At 71.9% G+C, this 14,883-nt stretch carries 16 protein-coding genes; 11 read left to right on the forward strand and 5 right to left on the reverse strand.

The genetic code is table 11. The features are described 5' to 3' along the window. Window positions 1-62: 62 nt before the first annotated feature. From OG521_20820 to OG521_20830, 3 genes are read left to right on the forward strand one after another with little or no spacing between them, the layout of a single operon-like run. Window positions 63-2,300, forward strand: a complete 2,238-nt coding sequence (locus tag OG521_20820) for an MMPL family transporter (protein WUW23091.1) — start codon at window positions 63-65, stop codon at window positions 2,298-2,300. Between the two features lie 5 nt (window positions 2,301-2,305). Then, the gene (locus OG521_20825) at window positions 2,306-3,493 is read left to right on the forward strand and encodes a sensor histidine kinase (protein WUW23092.1); all 1,188 of its coding nucleotides are present in this window, start codon (window positions 2,306-2,308) and stop codon (window positions 3,491-3,493) included. Between the two features lies 1 nt (window position 3,494). Next, window positions 3,495-4,148: a response regulator transcription factor gene (locus OG521_20830; protein WUW23093.1), complete on the forward strand. Its 654-nt coding sequence runs from the start codon at window positions 3,495-3,497 to the stop codon at window positions 4,146-4,148. Window positions 4,149-4,178: 30 nt separating this feature from the next. On the opposite strand, the gene OG521_20835 is transcribed toward OG521_20830, so the two are convergent. Together OG521_20835 and OG521_20840 are read right to left on the reverse strand one after the other, a co-directional pair. Further along, window positions 4,179-4,517 (reverse strand): P-II family nitrogen regulator, encoded by a 339-nt coding sequence (locus OG521_20835; GenBank protein WUW23094.1) that lies wholly within the window; start codon window positions 4,515-4,517, stop codon window positions 4,179-4,181. Beyond that, complete coding sequence (locus OG521_20840; GenBank protein WUW26752.1) at window positions 4,514-5,821, reverse strand: ammonium transporter; 1,308 nt, start codon at window positions 5,819-5,821, stop codon at window positions 4,514-4,516. Before OG521_20840 ends, OG521_20835 begins: the two co-directional genes overlap by 4 nt. Window positions 5,822-6,021: 200 nt before the next feature. Here OG521_20840 and OG521_20845 point away from each other — a divergent pair, with 200 nt between their 5' ends. Both OG521_20845 and OG521_20850 read left to right on the forward strand, forming a co-directional pair. Beyond that, window positions 6,022-6,408 carry a PadR family transcriptional regulator gene (locus OG521_20845; GenBank protein WUW23095.1) on the forward strand — a complete coding sequence of 129 codons (387 nt, stop codon included), beginning with the start codon at window positions 6,022-6,024 and terminating at the stop codon, window positions 6,406-6,408. 14 nt (window positions 6,409-6,422) lie between these two features. Further along, on the forward strand, window positions 6,423-7,010 hold the full coding sequence (locus tag OG521_20850) for a hypothetical protein (protein WUW23096.1): 588 nt from the start codon (window positions 6,423-6,425) through the stop codon (window positions 7,008-7,010). Window positions 7,011-7,068: 58 nt separating this feature from the next. Here OG521_20850 and OG521_20855 read toward each other — a convergent pair whose 3' ends face one another. Both OG521_20855 and OG521_20860 read right to left on the reverse strand, forming a co-directional pair. Beyond that, window positions 7,069-7,692, reverse strand: a complete 624-nt coding sequence (locus OG521_20855; GenBank protein ID WUW23097.1) for an isochorismatase family protein — start codon at window positions 7,690-7,692, stop codon at window positions 7,069-7,071. Between the two features lie 124 nt (window positions 7,693-7,816). Further along, window positions 7,817-8,809 (reverse strand): DJ-1/PfpI family protein, encoded by a 993-nt coding sequence (locus OG521_20860; GenBank protein WUW23098.1) that lies wholly within the window; start codon window positions 8,807-8,809, stop codon window positions 7,817-7,819. 234 nt (window positions 8,810-9,043) lie between these two features. Here OG521_20860 and OG521_20865 point away from each other — a divergent pair, with 234 nt between their 5' ends. The 4 genes from OG521_20865 to OG521_20880 all read left to right on the forward strand — a co-directional run bounded on the left by OG521_20865 (window position 9,044) and on the right by OG521_20880 (window position 12,394). Next, window positions 9,044-9,571 carry a hypothetical protein gene (locus OG521_20865; GenBank protein WUW23099.1) on the forward strand — a complete coding sequence of 176 codons (528 nt, stop codon included), beginning with the start codon at window positions 9,044-9,046 and terminating at the stop codon, window positions 9,569-9,571. A gap of 95 nt (window positions 9,572-9,666) precedes the next feature. Beyond that, complete coding sequence (locus tag OG521_20870) at window positions 9,667-10,515, forward strand: DUF4097 domain-containing protein (protein WUW23100.1); 849 nt, start codon at window positions 9,667-9,669, stop codon at window positions 10,513-10,515. Between the two features lie 92 nt (window positions 10,516-10,607). Next, the gene (locus OG521_20875) at window positions 10,608-11,606 is read left to right on the forward strand and encodes an ATP-binding cassette domain-containing protein (protein WUW23101.1); all 999 of its coding nucleotides are present in this window, start codon (window positions 10,608-10,610) and stop codon (window positions 11,604-11,606) included. After that, window positions 11,603-12,394, forward strand: coding sequence for an ABC transporter permease (locus tag OG521_20880; GenBank protein ID WUW23102.1), 792 nt, complete (start codon window positions 11,603-11,605; stop codon window positions 12,392-12,394). Before OG521_20875 ends, OG521_20880 begins: the two co-directional genes overlap by 4 nt. Before the next feature lie 61 nt (window positions 12,395-12,455). Here the strand turns inward: OG521_20880 and OG521_20885 are convergent, their stop codons facing one another. Further along, complete coding sequence (locus tag OG521_20885) at window positions 12,456-13,205, reverse strand: DUF1838 domain-containing protein (GenBank protein ID WUW23103.1); 750 nt, start codon at window positions 13,203-13,205, stop codon at window positions 12,456-12,458. Between the two features lie 140 nt (window positions 13,206-13,345). On the opposite strand from OG521_20885, the gene OG521_20890 reads away from it, so the two are divergent. Both OG521_20890 and OG521_20895 read left to right on the forward strand, forming a co-directional pair. After that, window positions 13,346-13,813 carry an SAM-dependent methyltransferase gene (locus OG521_20890; GenBank protein WUW23104.1) on the forward strand — a complete coding sequence of 156 codons (468 nt, stop codon included), beginning with the start codon at window positions 13,346-13,348 and terminating at the stop codon, window positions 13,811-13,813. Between the two features lie 191 nt (window positions 13,814-14,004). After that, on the forward strand, window positions 14,005-14,784 hold the full coding sequence (locus OG521_20895; GenBank protein WUW23105.1) for a polysaccharide deacetylase family protein: 780 nt from the start codon (window positions 14,005-14,007) through the stop codon (window positions 14,782-14,784). The last annotated feature ends 99 nt before the right edge of the window (window positions 14,785-14,883 follow it).

A 14,883-nucleotide genomic window follows, 5' to 3' on the forward strand; every position in this document is an offset into this window, starting at 1 on the left:
GGACACGGGGTTCCACCGGGCGGGGCTGCCGGGCGGACGGGCCCGCGAACCAGCATGGACGCATGAGAATTCGACCCGTACGTATGGCCCGTTGGAGCGCCCGGCACCCGTGGCGCGCGATCGTCGGCTGGTTCGTCTTCGTGCTGCTGTGCCTCGGCGCGGGCATCGCCGCCGGCAGCAACCCGGCCACCACCGAGGACTTCTGGGTCGGCGAGGCGGGGCACGCCGAGTCGATGGCCACCGACGGCGGCCTCCAGCGCCGGCCCGCCGAACACATCCTGATCCGCGCCGGATCCGGCCCCCTCGACCCGGAGCGGGCCACCGCCGCGGCCCGCGACCTCACCGCCCGGATGGAAGCGCTGCCCGAAGTGGCCGACGTGGCACCGCCGGTCCGCTCGAAGGACGGCACCGCCCTGCGGGTCACCGTGGTCATGAACGGCGCCGAACTGGACGGGAGGAAGAACGTGGTCCCGCTCCTCGACCGCACCGCCCAGGTCGCCGCCGCCCACCCGGACCTCGTCGTGGAGGAGACCGGGTCGCCCGCCATCAGCAAGGGCGTCAACGACCAGCGCGGCGAGGACCTCGCCCTGTCCGAGCGGCTCTCCCTGCCCGTGACGCTCGTCATCCTGCTGGTCGTGTTCGGCTCGGTGGTCATGGCCGGCGTGCCCCTGCTGCTGGCGCTCTCCTCGATCGCCGCGACGATGGGCCTGGCCATGCTGGCTTCGCACCTGATGCCCGACCCGGGCGTCGGGACCAACATGATCCTGCTCATGGGGCTCGCCGTCGGCGTCGACTACACCCTCTTCTACCTCAAGCGGGAGCGCGAGGAACGGGCCCGGGCGGCCGGGCGGCTCAGCCCCGAGGCGCTGGTGGAGCTCGCCGCGGCGACGGCGGGACGGGCCGTCGTGGTCTCCGGCCTCGCGGTGATCGTCTGCACCGCCACCCTCTACCTCGCCACCGACGTCATCTTCTCCTCGCTGGCGACCGGCACCGTCCTCGTCGTCGCGGTGGCCGTGCTCAGCTCCCTCACCGTGCTGCCCGCACTGCTCGTGAAGCTCGGCCGCCGCGCCGACCGCCGCGCCGCGAAGAAGGCCGCCCGCCGGGCGAAGCGCGGTGCGCCGGCCCGTACGACGACGGCGAAGCCCGAGAACGGCCGGATCTTCGGCGCCCTCATGCGCCCCGCGCAGCGCCACCCCGCGATCACCCTGTGCGTCTCGGTGCTGGTCATGCTCGCCGTGGCGGCGCCCGCGGTGGGCCTCAAGCTCATCGACCCGGGCAAGGACACCTTCTCCCGCTCCATCCCGGCGATGCGGGTCTACGACCGGCTGACCGCCGCGTACCCCGAACTCCTGGTCAAGCACGAGGTGGTGAGCCGGGCCACCCCCGGGCGGGCGCCCGAGGTCAGGCAGGCGCTGACCGAGCTGGGCCGGCGCGCCCAGGCGGACCCGCTCTTCGCCCGTACCGGGCAGCCCGTGGTGCGGACCTCGGCCGACGGCCGCACCAGCGTGCTGGAACTGGCGGTTCCGCACCCGGCGCCGTCCGACGAGGCGATCGCGTCGCTGGACCACCTGCGCCACCGCTACATCCCCGCGACCGTCGGTGAACTGACGTCCGTCGACACGGCGGTCAGCGGTGACGTGGCCCGCGGCCAGGACTACGTGCACCACGAGCGGGACAAGCTGCCGCTGGTGATCGGCTTCCTGCTGCTGCTCACCTTCGTGACGACCGCGGTGGCGTTCCGCTCGGTGGTCGTCGGCCTGCTCGGAGTCGTACTGAACCTGCTCTCCGCGGCCGCCGCCATGGGCGCGCTCGTCCTGGTCTTCCAGGGCACCTGGGCGGAGGGACTGCTCGACTTCGACTCCCTCGGCGCCATCGCGTCCAGGGTGCCGCTCTTCCTCTTCGTCCTCCTCTTCGGTCTGTCGATGGACTACCAGGTCTTCGTCGTCAGCCGGATCAAGGAGGCCATGGAGCACGGTATGACGGCCCGCGAAGCGGTCCTCGACGGCATCGCCCGCTCGGCGAAGGTGGTGACGAGCGCGGCACTCGTCATGGTCACGATCTTCGCGGCCTTCGTCTTCCTGCACCTCACCGAGATGAAGCAGATGGGCTTCTGCCTGGCGGTCGCGGTCCTGCTGGACGCCGTGGTGATCCGGATGATGGTGCTGCCGTCCGCGCTGCTCCTCCTCGGGGAGCGCGCCTGGCGGCCGCTGCGCCCGACACGCGGCAAGGACACCGGAGTCCGGCCCGCCCCGGCCGGCTCCGCAGCCCCGGCCGGCCCGTCCGTCCCGCACGTAGGCTGACGGGCATGCTTCAACGGCCTCAGCGCGGCGATCCGGTCTGGATCTGGGTGCTCCACGGGTGGGAGGTCTTCTCCTGGGCGCTGATCGCGCTCGTCGTCCTGATCACGATGACGGGCGGCACCCCGCCGGACCGGAAGCTCGCCATCGTCGCGCTGACGGCCGTGCTCGCCCTCTGTTACGCGCTGGTGCGCATGCGCCCCGGCAACCGGCTGCTGAGGCCCTACGGCTATCTGGCCGTGCTCGTCGCCGTGCTGGGCGGCCTGTCCGGCCTGGGCGACGGCTTCGGGGTGTTCTACACCGTGATGATCACGCAGTTCATCGTCTTCGCGGACAGCCCCCGGGGCGCGATCCTCTTCACCGGGCTCGGCGCCCTGGCCATCACGGTCGGCGGCAGTCTGCGGGAGGGCGGCGGAGCCGATGTGTTCCTCACCAACACCCTCTCCTCGGCCGCCGTCTGGGCGGTGGCCGTCGTGATGGTGCTGCTCACCCCGCGCGCACTCGCCCAGCGCGACGAACGTGCGTTCCTGCGGGCCGAGTTGAAGAGCACGCAGGTCGAACTGGCCGAGGTCTACCAGCGCCAGGGCGCGGCGGAGGAACGCGAACGCCTCGCCCGGGAGATCCACGACACCCTCGCCCAGGGCTTCGCCTCCATCATCGTGCTCGCCGAGGCGGCGAGGTCGCAGCTGGCCGTGGACGTCGACCGCAGCGCCCAGCAGCTCCAGTCCATCGAGCAGACGGCCCGGGAGAACCTCGCCGAGGCCCGGGTCCTGGTCGGGGCCGCCCCCAGCAGCGGGGTGGCCCCCGGATCGGTGGCCGCGACGCTCCGCCGCACCCTGGACCGCTTCACCGAGGACACCGGACTCGACGTCTCGGCTGAACTCGCGGACATCGACTGCGACCAGCCGACCCGGATCGCGCTGCTGCGCTGCACCCAGGAGTCCCTGGCCAACATCCGCAAGCACGCGGCGGCGACCACGGTCGGCGTGGTCCTGGCGCACGGGCCTGACGCCGTCGAGCTGGAGATCACCGACGACGGCCGCGGGTTCGCCGTCGAGGACTCCCACGGCTTCGGCCTGGACGGCATGCGCAAACGGCTCGCGGAGTTCGGCGGCGGCCTCACCGTCACCAGCTCGCTCGGCGACGGCACCCGGATCCTCGCCACCATCCCGCTCGCCCCCGACGGTCAGGTGTGACATGACAGCAGAGCCGGCCACCCCATCCCCCCTCCGGATCATCCTGGCCGACGACCACACGGTGATGCGGGCCGGACTCGTCGCGCTGCTGTCCTCGGAACCCACCGTCGAGATCGTGGGCGAGGCGGGCGACGGCCGCGAGGCGGTGCGCCTCGTCGAACGGCTGCGGCCCGACGTGGCGTTGCTGGACCTGCGGATGCCGGTGCTGGACGGGGTGGGCGCCACCCTGGAGATCGTCGCGGGCGAGGCCCCGACCCGGGTGCTGATCCTGACGACGTACGACACCGACGCGGACATCGAGCGCGGCGTCGAGGCGGGCGCCACCGGCTATCTCCTCAAGGACGCCACCCGCGAGCAGCTGGTGGAGGCGATCCACTCGGCGTCCCGCGGCGAGACCGTCCTCGCCCCGCGGGTGGCCCAGCGCCTGGTGGCGAAGATGCGCCGGCCGGTGGCCGTCACGCTGACCGCCCGCGAGTCCGAGGTGCTGCGGGCGGTCGCGGACGGCCTGTCGAACGTGGAGATCGGCCGCCGGCTGTTCATCGGCGAGGCCACGGTGAAGACCCATCTGCTGCGGATCTTCGCCAAGCTCGACGTCAGCGACCGCACCCGCGCGGTGGTGGTCGCGATGAACACGGGTCTGCTGCAAGGGCGTTAGGCGCCGGGCGGGCAGCCTGCCGGTCAGGAGCTAGAGCGCGTCGGGTCCGCGCTCGCCCGTGCGGACCCGCACCACCGTCTCCACCGGCTGCACCCACACCTTGCCGTCGCCGATCCGGTCGGTCCGGGCGGCGCGCACCATCGCGTCGATGACCGGCTCGGTGTCCGGGTCCGCGACGACGACCTCGATCCGGACCTTGGGGACCAGGTCGACGCGGTACTCGGCGCCCCGGTACACCTCGGTGTGGCCGTGCTGCCGCCCGTATCCGCTGGCTTCGGTGACGGTGAGCCCGTGCACGCCGAGTTCCTGCAGCGCGGTCTTCACCTCGTCGAGGCGGTGCGGTCTGACGATCGCGGTGATCAGCTTCATGAGGCGGGCTTCCTGTCCTTGGTGAGCGTCGTCGGCCGGGTCACGGCCTGCGGAGCGCCGTGACCCAGGGCGCCGTGATCGTAGGCGCTCTCCGCGTGCACTGTCTGGTCCAGGCCCGTGAGCTCGTCGTCCTCGGAGGCCCGCAGGCCCATGAGGCGGTCGACCGCCTTGCCGATCGCGTACGTCATGAGGAACGTGTACGCCGCCACGGCGAGTACGGCGACGGCCTGCCGGGCGAGCTGGCCGAACCCGCCCCCGTAGAGGAGCCCTTCCGCACCACCGGTCATGGCGGCGGTCGCGAACAGGCCGATGAGCAGGGTGCCGACGATGCCGCCGACGAAGTGCACGCCGACCACGTCCAGCGAGTCGTCGTAGCCGAAGCGGAACTTCCAGGCGACCGCGTACGAGCAGACGACGCCCGCGGTGAGGCCGACCGCGGCGCCGCCGAGGATGCCCACCGTGCCGCACGCGGGGGTGATCGCGACCAGCCCGGCGACCGCGCCCGAGGCCGCGCCGAAGGTGGTGGGGTGGCCGTCGCGCTTCTGCTCGACGAAGAGCCAGCCGAGCAGTCCGGTGCAGCCGGCGACCAGGGTGTTGAGGAGGGAGGCCGCCGCCAGGCCGTTGGCGCCGAGCGCGGAACCGCCGTTGAAGCCGAGCCAGCCGAACCAGAGCAGTCCGGCGCCGAGCATCACCATGGGCAGGTTGTGCGGGCGCATCGCGTCCTTCCGGAACCCGATGCGCGGCCCGACCACGAGGGCGAGCGCCAGCCCGGACGCCCCGGACGCGATCTCCACGACGAGCCCGCCGGCGAAGTCCAGCGCGCCCAGCGAGTCCTTGATCCAGCCGCCGGGACCCCAGACCCAGTGCGCCACGGGGGCGTAGACGAGCAGCGTCCACACCGGTACGAGGACGAGCCAGGCGGCGAACTTCGTACGGTCCGCGATCGCCCCGCTGATCAGCGCCGCCGTGATGATCGCGAACGTCAGCTGGAAGGTGGTGAACAGCAGGGTCGGCACGCTGCCGGTGAGGGTGTCCGGCCCGATGCCGGCCATGCCGACGTGCCGGAGGTCCCCGATGACCCCGCCGAACGCGTCGTCGCCGAAGGCCAGCGAGTACCCGGCGAGCAGCCAGGCGACGGTGACGAGGGCGATCGACACGAAGCTCATCATGAGCATGTTGAGTACGTTCTTCGAGCGGACCATGCCGCCGTAGAAGAGCGCGAGCCCTGGAGTCATCAGCAGAACGAGTGCGGTGGCGGCGAGCAGCCAGGCGGTGTCGCCTGTGTCGAGGCCTGTCGCGGCCACGGTCACGGGGGTCACGGGGGGAGTCCCTCCTCGGGGCGGCGTGCGGTGGGGGCGACTGCGAGCGTGACCGGCGCGCGTTTCGTCATGGGGTCCCGTATGTTTCCGCCGCATTTCGTTGCGCGGTGGTTGCCGAAAACTCACGGTCCGCCGTGGCGGCGCGGATGGTGCCGGGTAGTGGGCACCCTGGTACATTGCATTGCATGGAACCCGGTAAGGCAAGTGGCGGCCAGGAGAGTGGTGCCGCCTCGGGCAGGATCGAGAGCCAGCTGCTCAAGGGAGTGCTGGAGTACTGCGTGCTCGCGCTGATGCGGGACGAGCCGAAGTACGGCGTCGAGCTGCTGCGGGAACTGCAGGAGACCGGCGCACTGGCGACCGGCCAGGGCACCGTCTACCCGCTGCTCTCACGGCTGCGGCGGGAGGAACTCGTCGTCACCACCTGGCGGGAGTCGACGACCGGACCGCCGCGGCGCTACTACGAACTGTCCGAGGCCGGCCATGCCGCCCTCGCCCGGTTCGCCGCGGTCTGGCCGGGATTCCGGACCGCCGTCGACCACCTCGTCATACCGGGCAAGGGGCTCGGTGCATAGGGAAGGCCACCACCTTGAAGACCGATGAGACGCTGACGCGCGAGTACCTGGCGGCGGTCGAACGCGAGACGTCGGCCCTGCCGCCCGCGGCCCGCCAGGAGCTGATCGCGGACCTCGGCGAGCACATCGAGGTCGCGCTCGCCGAACGGCCCGGCAGTGTGCGCGAGATCCTCCAGGAGGTCGGCGACCCGCGCGCCATCGCCGCGACGGCCCTCCAGGAGCTCGGTGGCACCCCGGCCGCGCAGCCCCGCAGGCCGGCCCGCCGCCGCTCCCCGGCCTGGCTGCCGCCGGTGCTGCTGGTGGCCGGCGACGTGCTGCCGTACCTCGGGGGCGGCATCGTCCTCACCTGGACCGGCTTCGCGGCCATGGTCGCCGCCGTCGTGATCGTGTGCCGGGCCCGCTACTGGACGGTGGCCCAGAAGTGGACCGGTCTGACCATGACGGTCCTCGTTCCGGTGGCCGCGCACGTCATCTGGTACTTCTCGCCGGTCCCGCACCACGGCAGTCCGGCGGAGCCGGTGGCGCGCTGGACGGTCATCGTCCTGGTCTTCCTGCTGACGGTGGCCGGCTCCGGCTGGCTGTGGCGGAACAAGCGGCCGTAGGCGTGTCCGCACGCGCCACGGCTCCCGTACCGCCACTGCGGCACGGGAGCCGGCCCGCTCAGGCGGGAAGGGCGTCGGCGGTCGGGACGACGAGGCCGAACAGGTCGGTGACGGTGGTCAGCGCGGCGGTCCGGAGCGTGGCCGCGGGCAGCACGGTGCCGTCCGGGGCGGCGAGCGACCGGGTGGCGGTGGCCTCGGCGACGACGGTCGGCCGGTAGCCGCGGTTGAAGGCGCCCTGTGCGGTGAAGGTGACGCACATGTGCGTCATGAAGCCGGCGAGCACGAGGTTCCGGCCGGTGCCGGACTCGACCCCCAGGCCGCGCAGGCTCTCCTCCAGGGTGGTGGCGTGGAACGCGTCGGGGAACTGCTTGACCACGACCGGCTCCCCGTCCACCGGCGCGACCTCCTTGCTGAGGGCGCCGATGTCGGCGCGGATGTCGTACGGGGTGCCCTCGCCGCCGTCGTTGATGACATGGACGACGGGGATGCCCGCGGCACGGGCCCGTGCCAGCAGCCGGGCGCCCGCGGCGAGCGCCTCCTCGGCGCCCTCCAGGGCCATGACGCCCTCGCGATAGGTGTTCTGGAAGTCGATCAGGACCAGCGCGGACTCGCTCAGCCGGGGCGGCCGGCCGTCGAGTCCGATGACGTCGCGCAGGGGCGTGGACGGGGTGTTCGTGCTCATGGGGAGCCTCTCGTTGTCGGTGGTGGACGGGCAGGCCGAAGAGGCCGGCCACATGGGCAGGGTGGATGGGCAGGTCACATGGGCAGGGCAGGGCCGGGCAGGGATCCGGACCGGTCGGGCCGGATCAGCGGGGCTGGGTGCGGAAGCGCCTTCGGTAGGCCGCCGGGGTGGTGGCGAGCTGCCGTTTGAACGCCCGGTGGAGGGTCTCCGCCGAGCCGAGCCCGGCGGTGGCGGCGACCAGGGTGAGCGGGACGTCCGTGGTCTCCAGCAGCCGCCGGGCCGTCTCGACCCGGGCGGCCTCGACGTAGGCGGCCGGACTGGCCCCCGTCTCCTGCTTGAAGACGCGGGCGAAGTGCCGCTCGCTCACGCACATCCGGGCCGCCAGGACCTCCGCGGACAGGTCCGCGTCGAGGTGGTCGGCGATCCAGAGCCGCAGCTCGTCGATGTCACGGCGGGCCGAGGCGGGCCGGCTGAGCGGTACGGAGAACTGGCTCTGGCCGCCCTGCCGCTTGAGGTACATCACCAACTGCCGGGCCACCGCCAGCGCGACGTCCTCGCCCAGGTCCTCGGCCACCAGGGCCAGGGACAGGTCCAGACAGGCGCTGATCCCGGCCCCGGTCCACAGCCTGCCCCGGTCGGCGCGGACGAAGATCGGATCGGGATCGACCGTGACGTCCGGATGACCGGCGGCGAGCTGGGCGGCGGTCGACCAGTGCGTGGTCGCCGTCCGCCCGTCCAGCAGCCCGGCGGCCGCCAGGACGTGCGCACCGACGCACACCGACGCCACGCGCCGGGCGCGCGGTGCGGTCTCCTTCACCCAGGCGACGACCTCGGCATCGATCCGGGCCACCGGGCCGGCCTCGGTCATGTCGACCGCGCCGGGGACCAGCAGGGTGTCCACCTGCCCGCCGACCTCGTCGAAGGCCAGGTCGGCCAGCACCCGCACGCCCGCGGACGTCCGCACCGCTCCGGCGGCCGGCCCGGCGAGCCGGACCCGGTAGCCGGCCCGGCCCCCGGTCTCCCGGTTGGCCAGCGCGAACACCTCGGCCGGGCCGGTGACGTCGAGGAGGTCGACATCGGGGAAGACCGCGATGACGACCCGGTGCGAATCGCTCATGGATCCATCCTCACCGCCGCGCCGGATGGCCGCAATGACGATTCCCTGTCACATCCGGACATGGGGGCGTCGGCGACACCGCCGGTGCCCTCACTCGCGACACATTGGCGCCATGCCTGTACCTGCCTCTGACCTGGGCTTATCTACTCCTACGGTGCTGAGTGGCGCCATGTGGCGCCACTTTCTGGACCCAATAGCTTGCGCATGGCGCCATCGTGGTGCCACTATTGCGTCATGGACCTCACGCCGTACGTCGAAACACTCCGCAGGGAACTGGCCGTGGCCGCCGAGGCCGGGGGTGACGAAGCCCGCGAGCTCGCCGAGCGGCTGACCGCGCCGCTGGAGTCGGCCACCCGGCTGACCCTGCTCAATGTGCTCTCCGCGGCCATGGACGAGATCACCCGCGAACTCGCCCCCGGCTCGGTCGACGTACGACTGCGCGGCCTGGACCCCGACTTCGTGGTCGTACTGCCGCAGCACGAGGACCGCACCGAACCGCTCGGATCGCCGGCGCCCGCACCGGCACCGGCCCCCGCCTTCGCCGACACGGACGAGGGCGGCACCGCCCGCGTCAACCTGCGCCTGCCGGCCCAGCTCAAGACCCGCGCCGAGGAGGCGGCGGGCCACGAGGGACTGTCGGTCAACGCGTGGCTCGTCCGCGTCGTGTCGGCGGCCCTCGACACGGGAGGCGCCGCCGCGGCCCCCCGTGCCCCCGAGAAGACCAGGACCAGCGGCCAGAGCTTCACGGGCTGGGTGCGCTAGCCCCCGCCCGGCACCGGACACCGATTCGCCCGCACCACGTCCCACCAGCGGGGACGCCACGAACATCCAAGAGGACCCAAGAGGACGGGACAGCCATGCCTTCTTTCGACACTCCCCAGCCGATCTCGGTCAGCGCCCATGTGGACGCCGGATCCATCCAGTTCGTCGCGGCGGACCGCGCCGACACCGTCGTGGAGGTCGCGCCCCGCGACGCGAAGAGGGACCAGGACGTGCGGGCCGCCGAGCAGACCGAGGTCACGTACTCGGGCGGCACGCTGCGCATCAAGACGCCCAAGCCCAACCTCTTCGGGCGCACCGGCACCGCCGACATCACCGTCCAACTGCCCGAGGGCTCCCAGGTGGAGGCGACCGGTGCGTGGGCCGAGGTCCGCGGCGACGGGCGGCTCGGTGAGGTCCGGGTGAAGATCTCGTCCGGCGACGCCCGCTTCGACACCACCGGCCCGCTGAACCTGACCGCCTCCCACGGGTCCATCACCGTGGACCGCGTCGAGGGTCCCGCCGAGATCGCCACCAGCTCCGGCAGCATCAGGGTCGGCACGATCACGGGCCTCGCCGTGCTGAAGAACTCGCACGGCACCACCAGCGTCGGCGACGTCGCCGGTGACCTGCGGGTCAGCGGCGCCAACGGCGACATCATCATCGACCGGGCCAGGGCCTCCGTCGCGGCCAAGACCGCCAACGGCACCCTGCGGGTCACGGAGATCGCCCGCGGCAGCGTCGAGCTGGAGACCTCGCACGGGGCCATCCACGTGGGCGTGCGGGAGGGCACCGCCGCCTGGCTCGACGTCAGCTCGGGCTACGGAAGCGTGCACAACTCGCTGACCGCGTCGGAGAGTCCGGAGAAGTCCGAGGACACCGTCGAGGTGCGGGCCCGCACGCGCCACGGAAACATCGACATCCGCCGCGCCGCGGTCCGCGCCTGAGGGCCGACGCCCCCTGCGCCTCGCTCCCCTCCACTCCCCGTCCCCTTCGTCTTCCAGCCTTCTACCGGGAGGGCCCCATGCCTTCATCTGTCATGCCCACATCCAAAAACGGTCACGGCCAGGAGCCGTCCGCCGACGCCGTCTCCGCCGTCGGTCTGCGCAAGTCCTACGGTGACAAGGTCGTCCTCGACGGCATCGATCTGCGCATCCCGGCGGGCTCGGTGTTCGCGTTGCTGGGTCCGAACGGGGCCGGCAAGACGACGGCGGTGAAGATCCTGTCGTCTCTGGTGTCGGCGGGCGCCGGGTCCGGGGAGATCCGGGTCGGGGGCCACGACCTGGCCACCGAGCCGCAGGCCGTGCGTGCCGCGATCGGGGTCACCGGCCAGTTCTCCGCCGTGGACGGTCTGATCACCGGCGAGGAGAACATGCTCCTGATGGCGGACCTGCACCACCTCACCAGGGCCGATGGCCGGCGCGTCACCGCCGAACTCCTGGAACGCTTCGACCTGGTGGACGCCGCGAAGAGGCCCGCCTCCACCTACTCCGGCGGCATGAAACGCCGCCTGGACATCGCGATGACCCTGGTCGGCAGCCCCCGCATCATCTTCCTCGACGAACCCACCACCGGCCTGGACCCACGCTCCCGCCACACCATGTGGGGCATCATCCGCAGCCTCGTCACCACCGGCGTCACCGTCCTGCTCACCACCCAGTACCTCGACGAAGCCGACGAACTCGCCGACCGCATCGCCGTACTCGACAACGGCAAGATCGCCGCCGAGGGAAGCCCGGCCGAGCTCAAGCGGCTCGTCCCGGGCGGACACGTACGGCTGAGGTTCACCGACCCGTCCGCGTACCGGTCGGCCGCCACCGCCCTGCACGAGGCCGCCCGGGACGACGAAGCCCTCACCCTGCAACTCCCCAGCGGCGGAAGTCAGCGCGAACTGCGCGCCATTCTCGACTGGCTCGACTCGACCGGCGTCGAGGCCGACGAACTCACCGTCCACACCCCCGACCTCGACGACGTGTTCTTCGCCCTCACCACCCCCACCGGCGCGCTGCCGCACCAGACCCAGGAGACCACCCGATGAGCACCCTGCCCCTGGCCGTCCGCGACTCCCACACCATGCTGCGCCGCAACCTCCTGCACGCCCGCCGCTACCCCTCCCTCACCCTCAACCTCCTGCTCACCCCGATCATGCTGCTCCTGCTCTTCGTCTACATCTTCGGCGACGTCATGAGCGCCGGCATCGGCGGCGGCGGCGCCGACCGCGCCCAGTACATCGCCTACATCGTCCCCGGCCTCCTCCTCATGACGATCGGCTCCACCACCATCGGCACCGCCGTCTCCGTCTCCAACGACATGACCGAAGGGATCATCGCCCGCTTCCGCACCATGGCCATCCACCGCGGATCCGTCCTCATCGGCCACGTCCTGGGCAGCGTCCTGCAATGCATCGCCAGCGTCGTCCTGGTCGGCGCCGTCGGCGCCGCCATCGGCTTCCGCTCCACCGACGCCACCGTCCTGGAATGGTTCGCCGCCTTCGGACTCCTGGTCCTCTTCGCCACCGCGTTCACCTGGATCGCCGTCGGCATGGGCCTCATCAGCCCCAACGCCGAAGCCGCCAGCAACAACGCCCTCCCCATGATCCTGCTCCCCCTCCTCTCCAGCGCCTTCATCCCCGTCGACACCATGCCCGGCTGGTTCCGCCCCATCGCCGAGTACCAGCCCTTCACCCCCGCCATCGAAACCCTCCGCGGCCTCCTCCTCGGCACCGAGATCGGCAACAACGGCTGGCTCACCCTCGCCTGGTGCCTCGCCCTCACCGTCCTCGGCTACCGCTGGTCCACCGCACGCTTCAACGACGACCCCAAGTAACCCCCAGCGCCGATCGCCACCAGCCCCCGCCCGCAGCCGCGGCGGGGGCTGTTCCGGGTTTTCACGCGGGCGGGTTGAGCTTCCGGAAGTACGTCCAGCTGGTCTCGTTCGGCTCGCTCCACTTCTCCGGGGCCCGGGCGAACTCCGGGTGGTGGGCGGCGATGTACGCACGGGTGCGCTCGGGGACCTCGGCGTACGAGCCGAGCTTGCGGCCCCGGCAGTGGAAGGTGAGCCCGCCGGGAGCCTGGGCGCGGGCCATCCAGGGGAGCCACGGGGACATCCGGGTCCACGACATGGTGGCCGGGACGCTGGGCGCCGGCCCGGACAGATCGGCGCGGTCGGCGAAGAACTGGAAGAGCTCCAGGGCCTTGTAGGTGTCACCGGAGGAGTGGACGGGGTACTCGGCCACCGGCAGCGGCGAGGGGTAGGACAGCGGGATCTCCAGGCTGAAGCAGACCTGTCCGCCGAGCTCGGTCGTCGGGACCGGGAAGGGGCGCCACCTCTGGTTCGCCGGGTCGTTCCAGACGTGCACCACCGGCAGGTCCTGCCAGGTCTCCAGGATCTCGCGGCTGACGGGGTCCAGGTAGAAGGCGGCCTCCCGGGTGAGCAGTCGGTACGCGTCCGGGCCGGCCTCGGCGTCCTGGACCAGGCGGGCGACGTTGAGCCCCTCGAAGCCGAAGACGCGCCGGTAGGGCTCGTCGGGGGACCAGGAGTACACGTCTCCGGACCACCAGTACGTGACCTCGTCACCGTCGAGCGAGGCGCGGGTGCGGGCGAAGGAGCGGAGCAGCTCCGCGGGTGTCGTCGTCATACGGACCACTCTGCGCGACTCCCGGTCCGGGCGTGCGGGAAAAGCTCCAGACCCTCCGCCCGTACGGTGCCGTCGTGCACGAACTCCCGCGCAGAGAGCCGGCCTTCCGCTCCGGCACGGAGCACTGAGAGAGTCCTGCCATGCCGAACTTCGAGATCACACCCATCGGTACGGTCCGGAACGACCGGACGGACGTCCAGCACACGGACAACTGGGGGGCCGTCCGCAGCACGATCACGGTCGACGAACGCTTCGGCGAGGCGTGCCTCCAGGGGCTCGAGGGCTTCTCTCACGTGGAGGTCCTCTTCGTCTTCGACCGGTTCGCCGAGAGCGACGACTACCGCGAACCCCGTCCCTACCGCGGCCGCTCCGACCTCCCGCCGGTGGGCGTCTTCGCCGGCCGCGGCCCCCGCAGGCCGAACCGCATCGGGGTGACGTGCTGCGCCGTCGAATCCGTCGAGGGCCGTGAACTGACGGTGGTGGGCCTGGACGCGGTGTCGGGCACCCCGGTGATCGACCTGAAGCCGGCGATGCGGGAGTTCCGGGCGGTGGACGTCACACAGCCGGAGTGGGTCAGTCTGATGATGGCGGACTACTTCCAGCCGTGAGAAGCGCTGGTCGGGAGCCCTTCCGAGGGCGTCGGGCCGCCGCAGCCGCCGCGTCGCCCCGGGGTTTGTCGCCGGTCTCCTTCGGGTTCGTCTGCAATCGGTAACAGGAGCATCCTGTGCGGGCGTTCGTATGTCTTGATGGGGGCAGGGCAGGCAGGGCATCGGCGCAGGCAGCAAAGGGGCGGGCGGACATGGCGAAGCACAAGGGAAGGGCATGGCACAGCCGGCTTCTCGCGGCGGCGCTCGGGGTGACGGCGCTGGCCGCGGCCACCTCGATGTGGACCGCGCAGGCCGGCACCGCCGGAGCGCGGCAGTCCGAGGCCCGTGTGCAGGCGCCGCACTCCCAGCCCGCCGGCCAGGTGTCCAAGGTCGCGGAGGACATCGTGCACGCCTCGGACGCGGGGGCCCGCGGCGTCAACATCACCATCGACGACGGACCCGACCCGACTTGGACGCCGCAGGTGCTGCAACTGCTCAAGGACAGCGGGGTGAAGGCGACGTTCTGCATGGTGGGCACGCAGGCCCAGGCGTACCCGAACCTGGTCAAGGCCGTCGTGGCGGGCGGGCACCGGCTGTGCAACCACACCGTCTCCCACGACACGGCCATGGACAAGAAGTCCGAGGCCTACCAGTCCAAGGAGATCCTGGACGCCGAACGCATGATCACCAAGGCGTCCGGCGGTGTCCGGCCGCAGTACTACCGGGCCCCGGGCGGCGCCTTCACCCCCTTCAGCCGGCACCTCGCCGCGTCCCGGGGGATGCGGCCGCTGGGCTGGAACGTCGACACGAAGGACTTCGAGCACCCCGGCGTGGACACCATCGTCGCCACCGTGAAGCGGGAGATCTCCGAAGGACCGACGGTGCTCTTCCACGACGCGGGCGGCGACCGCTCCCAGACCCTGGCCGCCCTGGGCCAGGTCCTGCCGTGGCTGCGGCAGGAGGGGTACTCCTTCGGCTTCCCGGTGCGGTAGGGACCGGGGCCGCCCCGCCCCGGTACGTACGAGGCAGCCGTACCGTCCGACGGCAACCGGCAGCGTTACAAGGCGTGTTGGACCGGTACGGCGAGCGCG

Origin of the sequence: Streptomyces sp. NBC_01463 (assembly GCA_036227345.1) — a bacterium.
Lineage (GTDB): Bacteria > Actinomycetota > Actinomycetes > Streptomycetales > Streptomycetaceae > Streptomyces.

Bases quoted from the DNA above. Each gene is read 5' to 3' on its own strand.
- OG521_20890 (WUW23104.1), top strand. From the start codon at position 13,346: ATGCCGAACTTCGAGATCACACCCATCGGTACGGTCCGGAACGACCGG.
- OG521_20855 (WUW23097.1), bottom strand. From the start codon at position 7,692: ATGAGCACGAACACCCCGTCCACGCCCCTGCGCGACGTCATCGGACTC.
- OG521_20885 (WUW23103.1), bottom strand. From the start codon at position 13,205: ATGACGACGACACCCGCGGAGCTGCTCCGCTCCTTCGCCCGCACCCGC.
- OG521_20845 (WUW23095.1), top strand. From the start codon at position 6,022: ATGGAACCCGGTAAGGCAAGTGGCGGCCAGGAGAGTGGTGCCGCCTCG.
- OG521_20895 (WUW23105.1), top strand. From the start codon at position 14,005: ATGGCGAAGCACAAGGGAAGGGCATGGCACAGCCGGCTTCTCGCGGCG.
- OG521_20880 (WUW23102.1), top strand. From the start codon at position 11,603: ATGAGCACCCTGCCCCTGGCCGTCCGCGACTCCCACACCATGCTGCGC.
- OG521_20860 (WUW23098.1), bottom strand. From the start codon at position 8,809: ATGAGCGATTCGCACCGGGTCGTCATCGCGGTCTTCCCCGATGTCGAC.
- OG521_20870 (WUW23100.1), top strand. From the start codon at position 9,667: ATGCCTTCTTTCGACACTCCCCAGCCGATCTCGGTCAGCGCCCATGTG.
- OG521_20825 (WUW23092.1), top strand. From the start codon at position 2,306: ATGCTTCAACGGCCTCAGCGCGGCGATCCGGTCTGGATCTGGGTGCTC.
- OG521_20865 (WUW23099.1), top strand. From the start codon at position 9,044: ATGGACCTCACGCCGTACGTCGAAACACTCCGCAGGGAACTGGCCGTG.
- OG521_20830 (WUW23093.1), top strand. From the start codon at position 3,495: ATGACAGCAGAGCCGGCCACCCCATCCCCCCTCCGGATCATCCTGGCC.
- OG521_20835 (WUW23094.1), bottom strand. From the start codon at position 4,517: ATGAAGCTGATCACCGCGATCGTCAGACCGCACCGCCTCGACGAGGTG.
- OG521_20820 (WUW23091.1), top strand. From the start codon at position 63: ATGAGAATTCGACCCGTACGTATGGCCCGTTGGAGCGCCCGGCACCCG.
- OG521_20875 (WUW23101.1), top strand. From the start codon at position 10,608: ATGCCCACATCCAAAAACGGTCACGGCCAGGAGCCGTCCGCCGACGCC.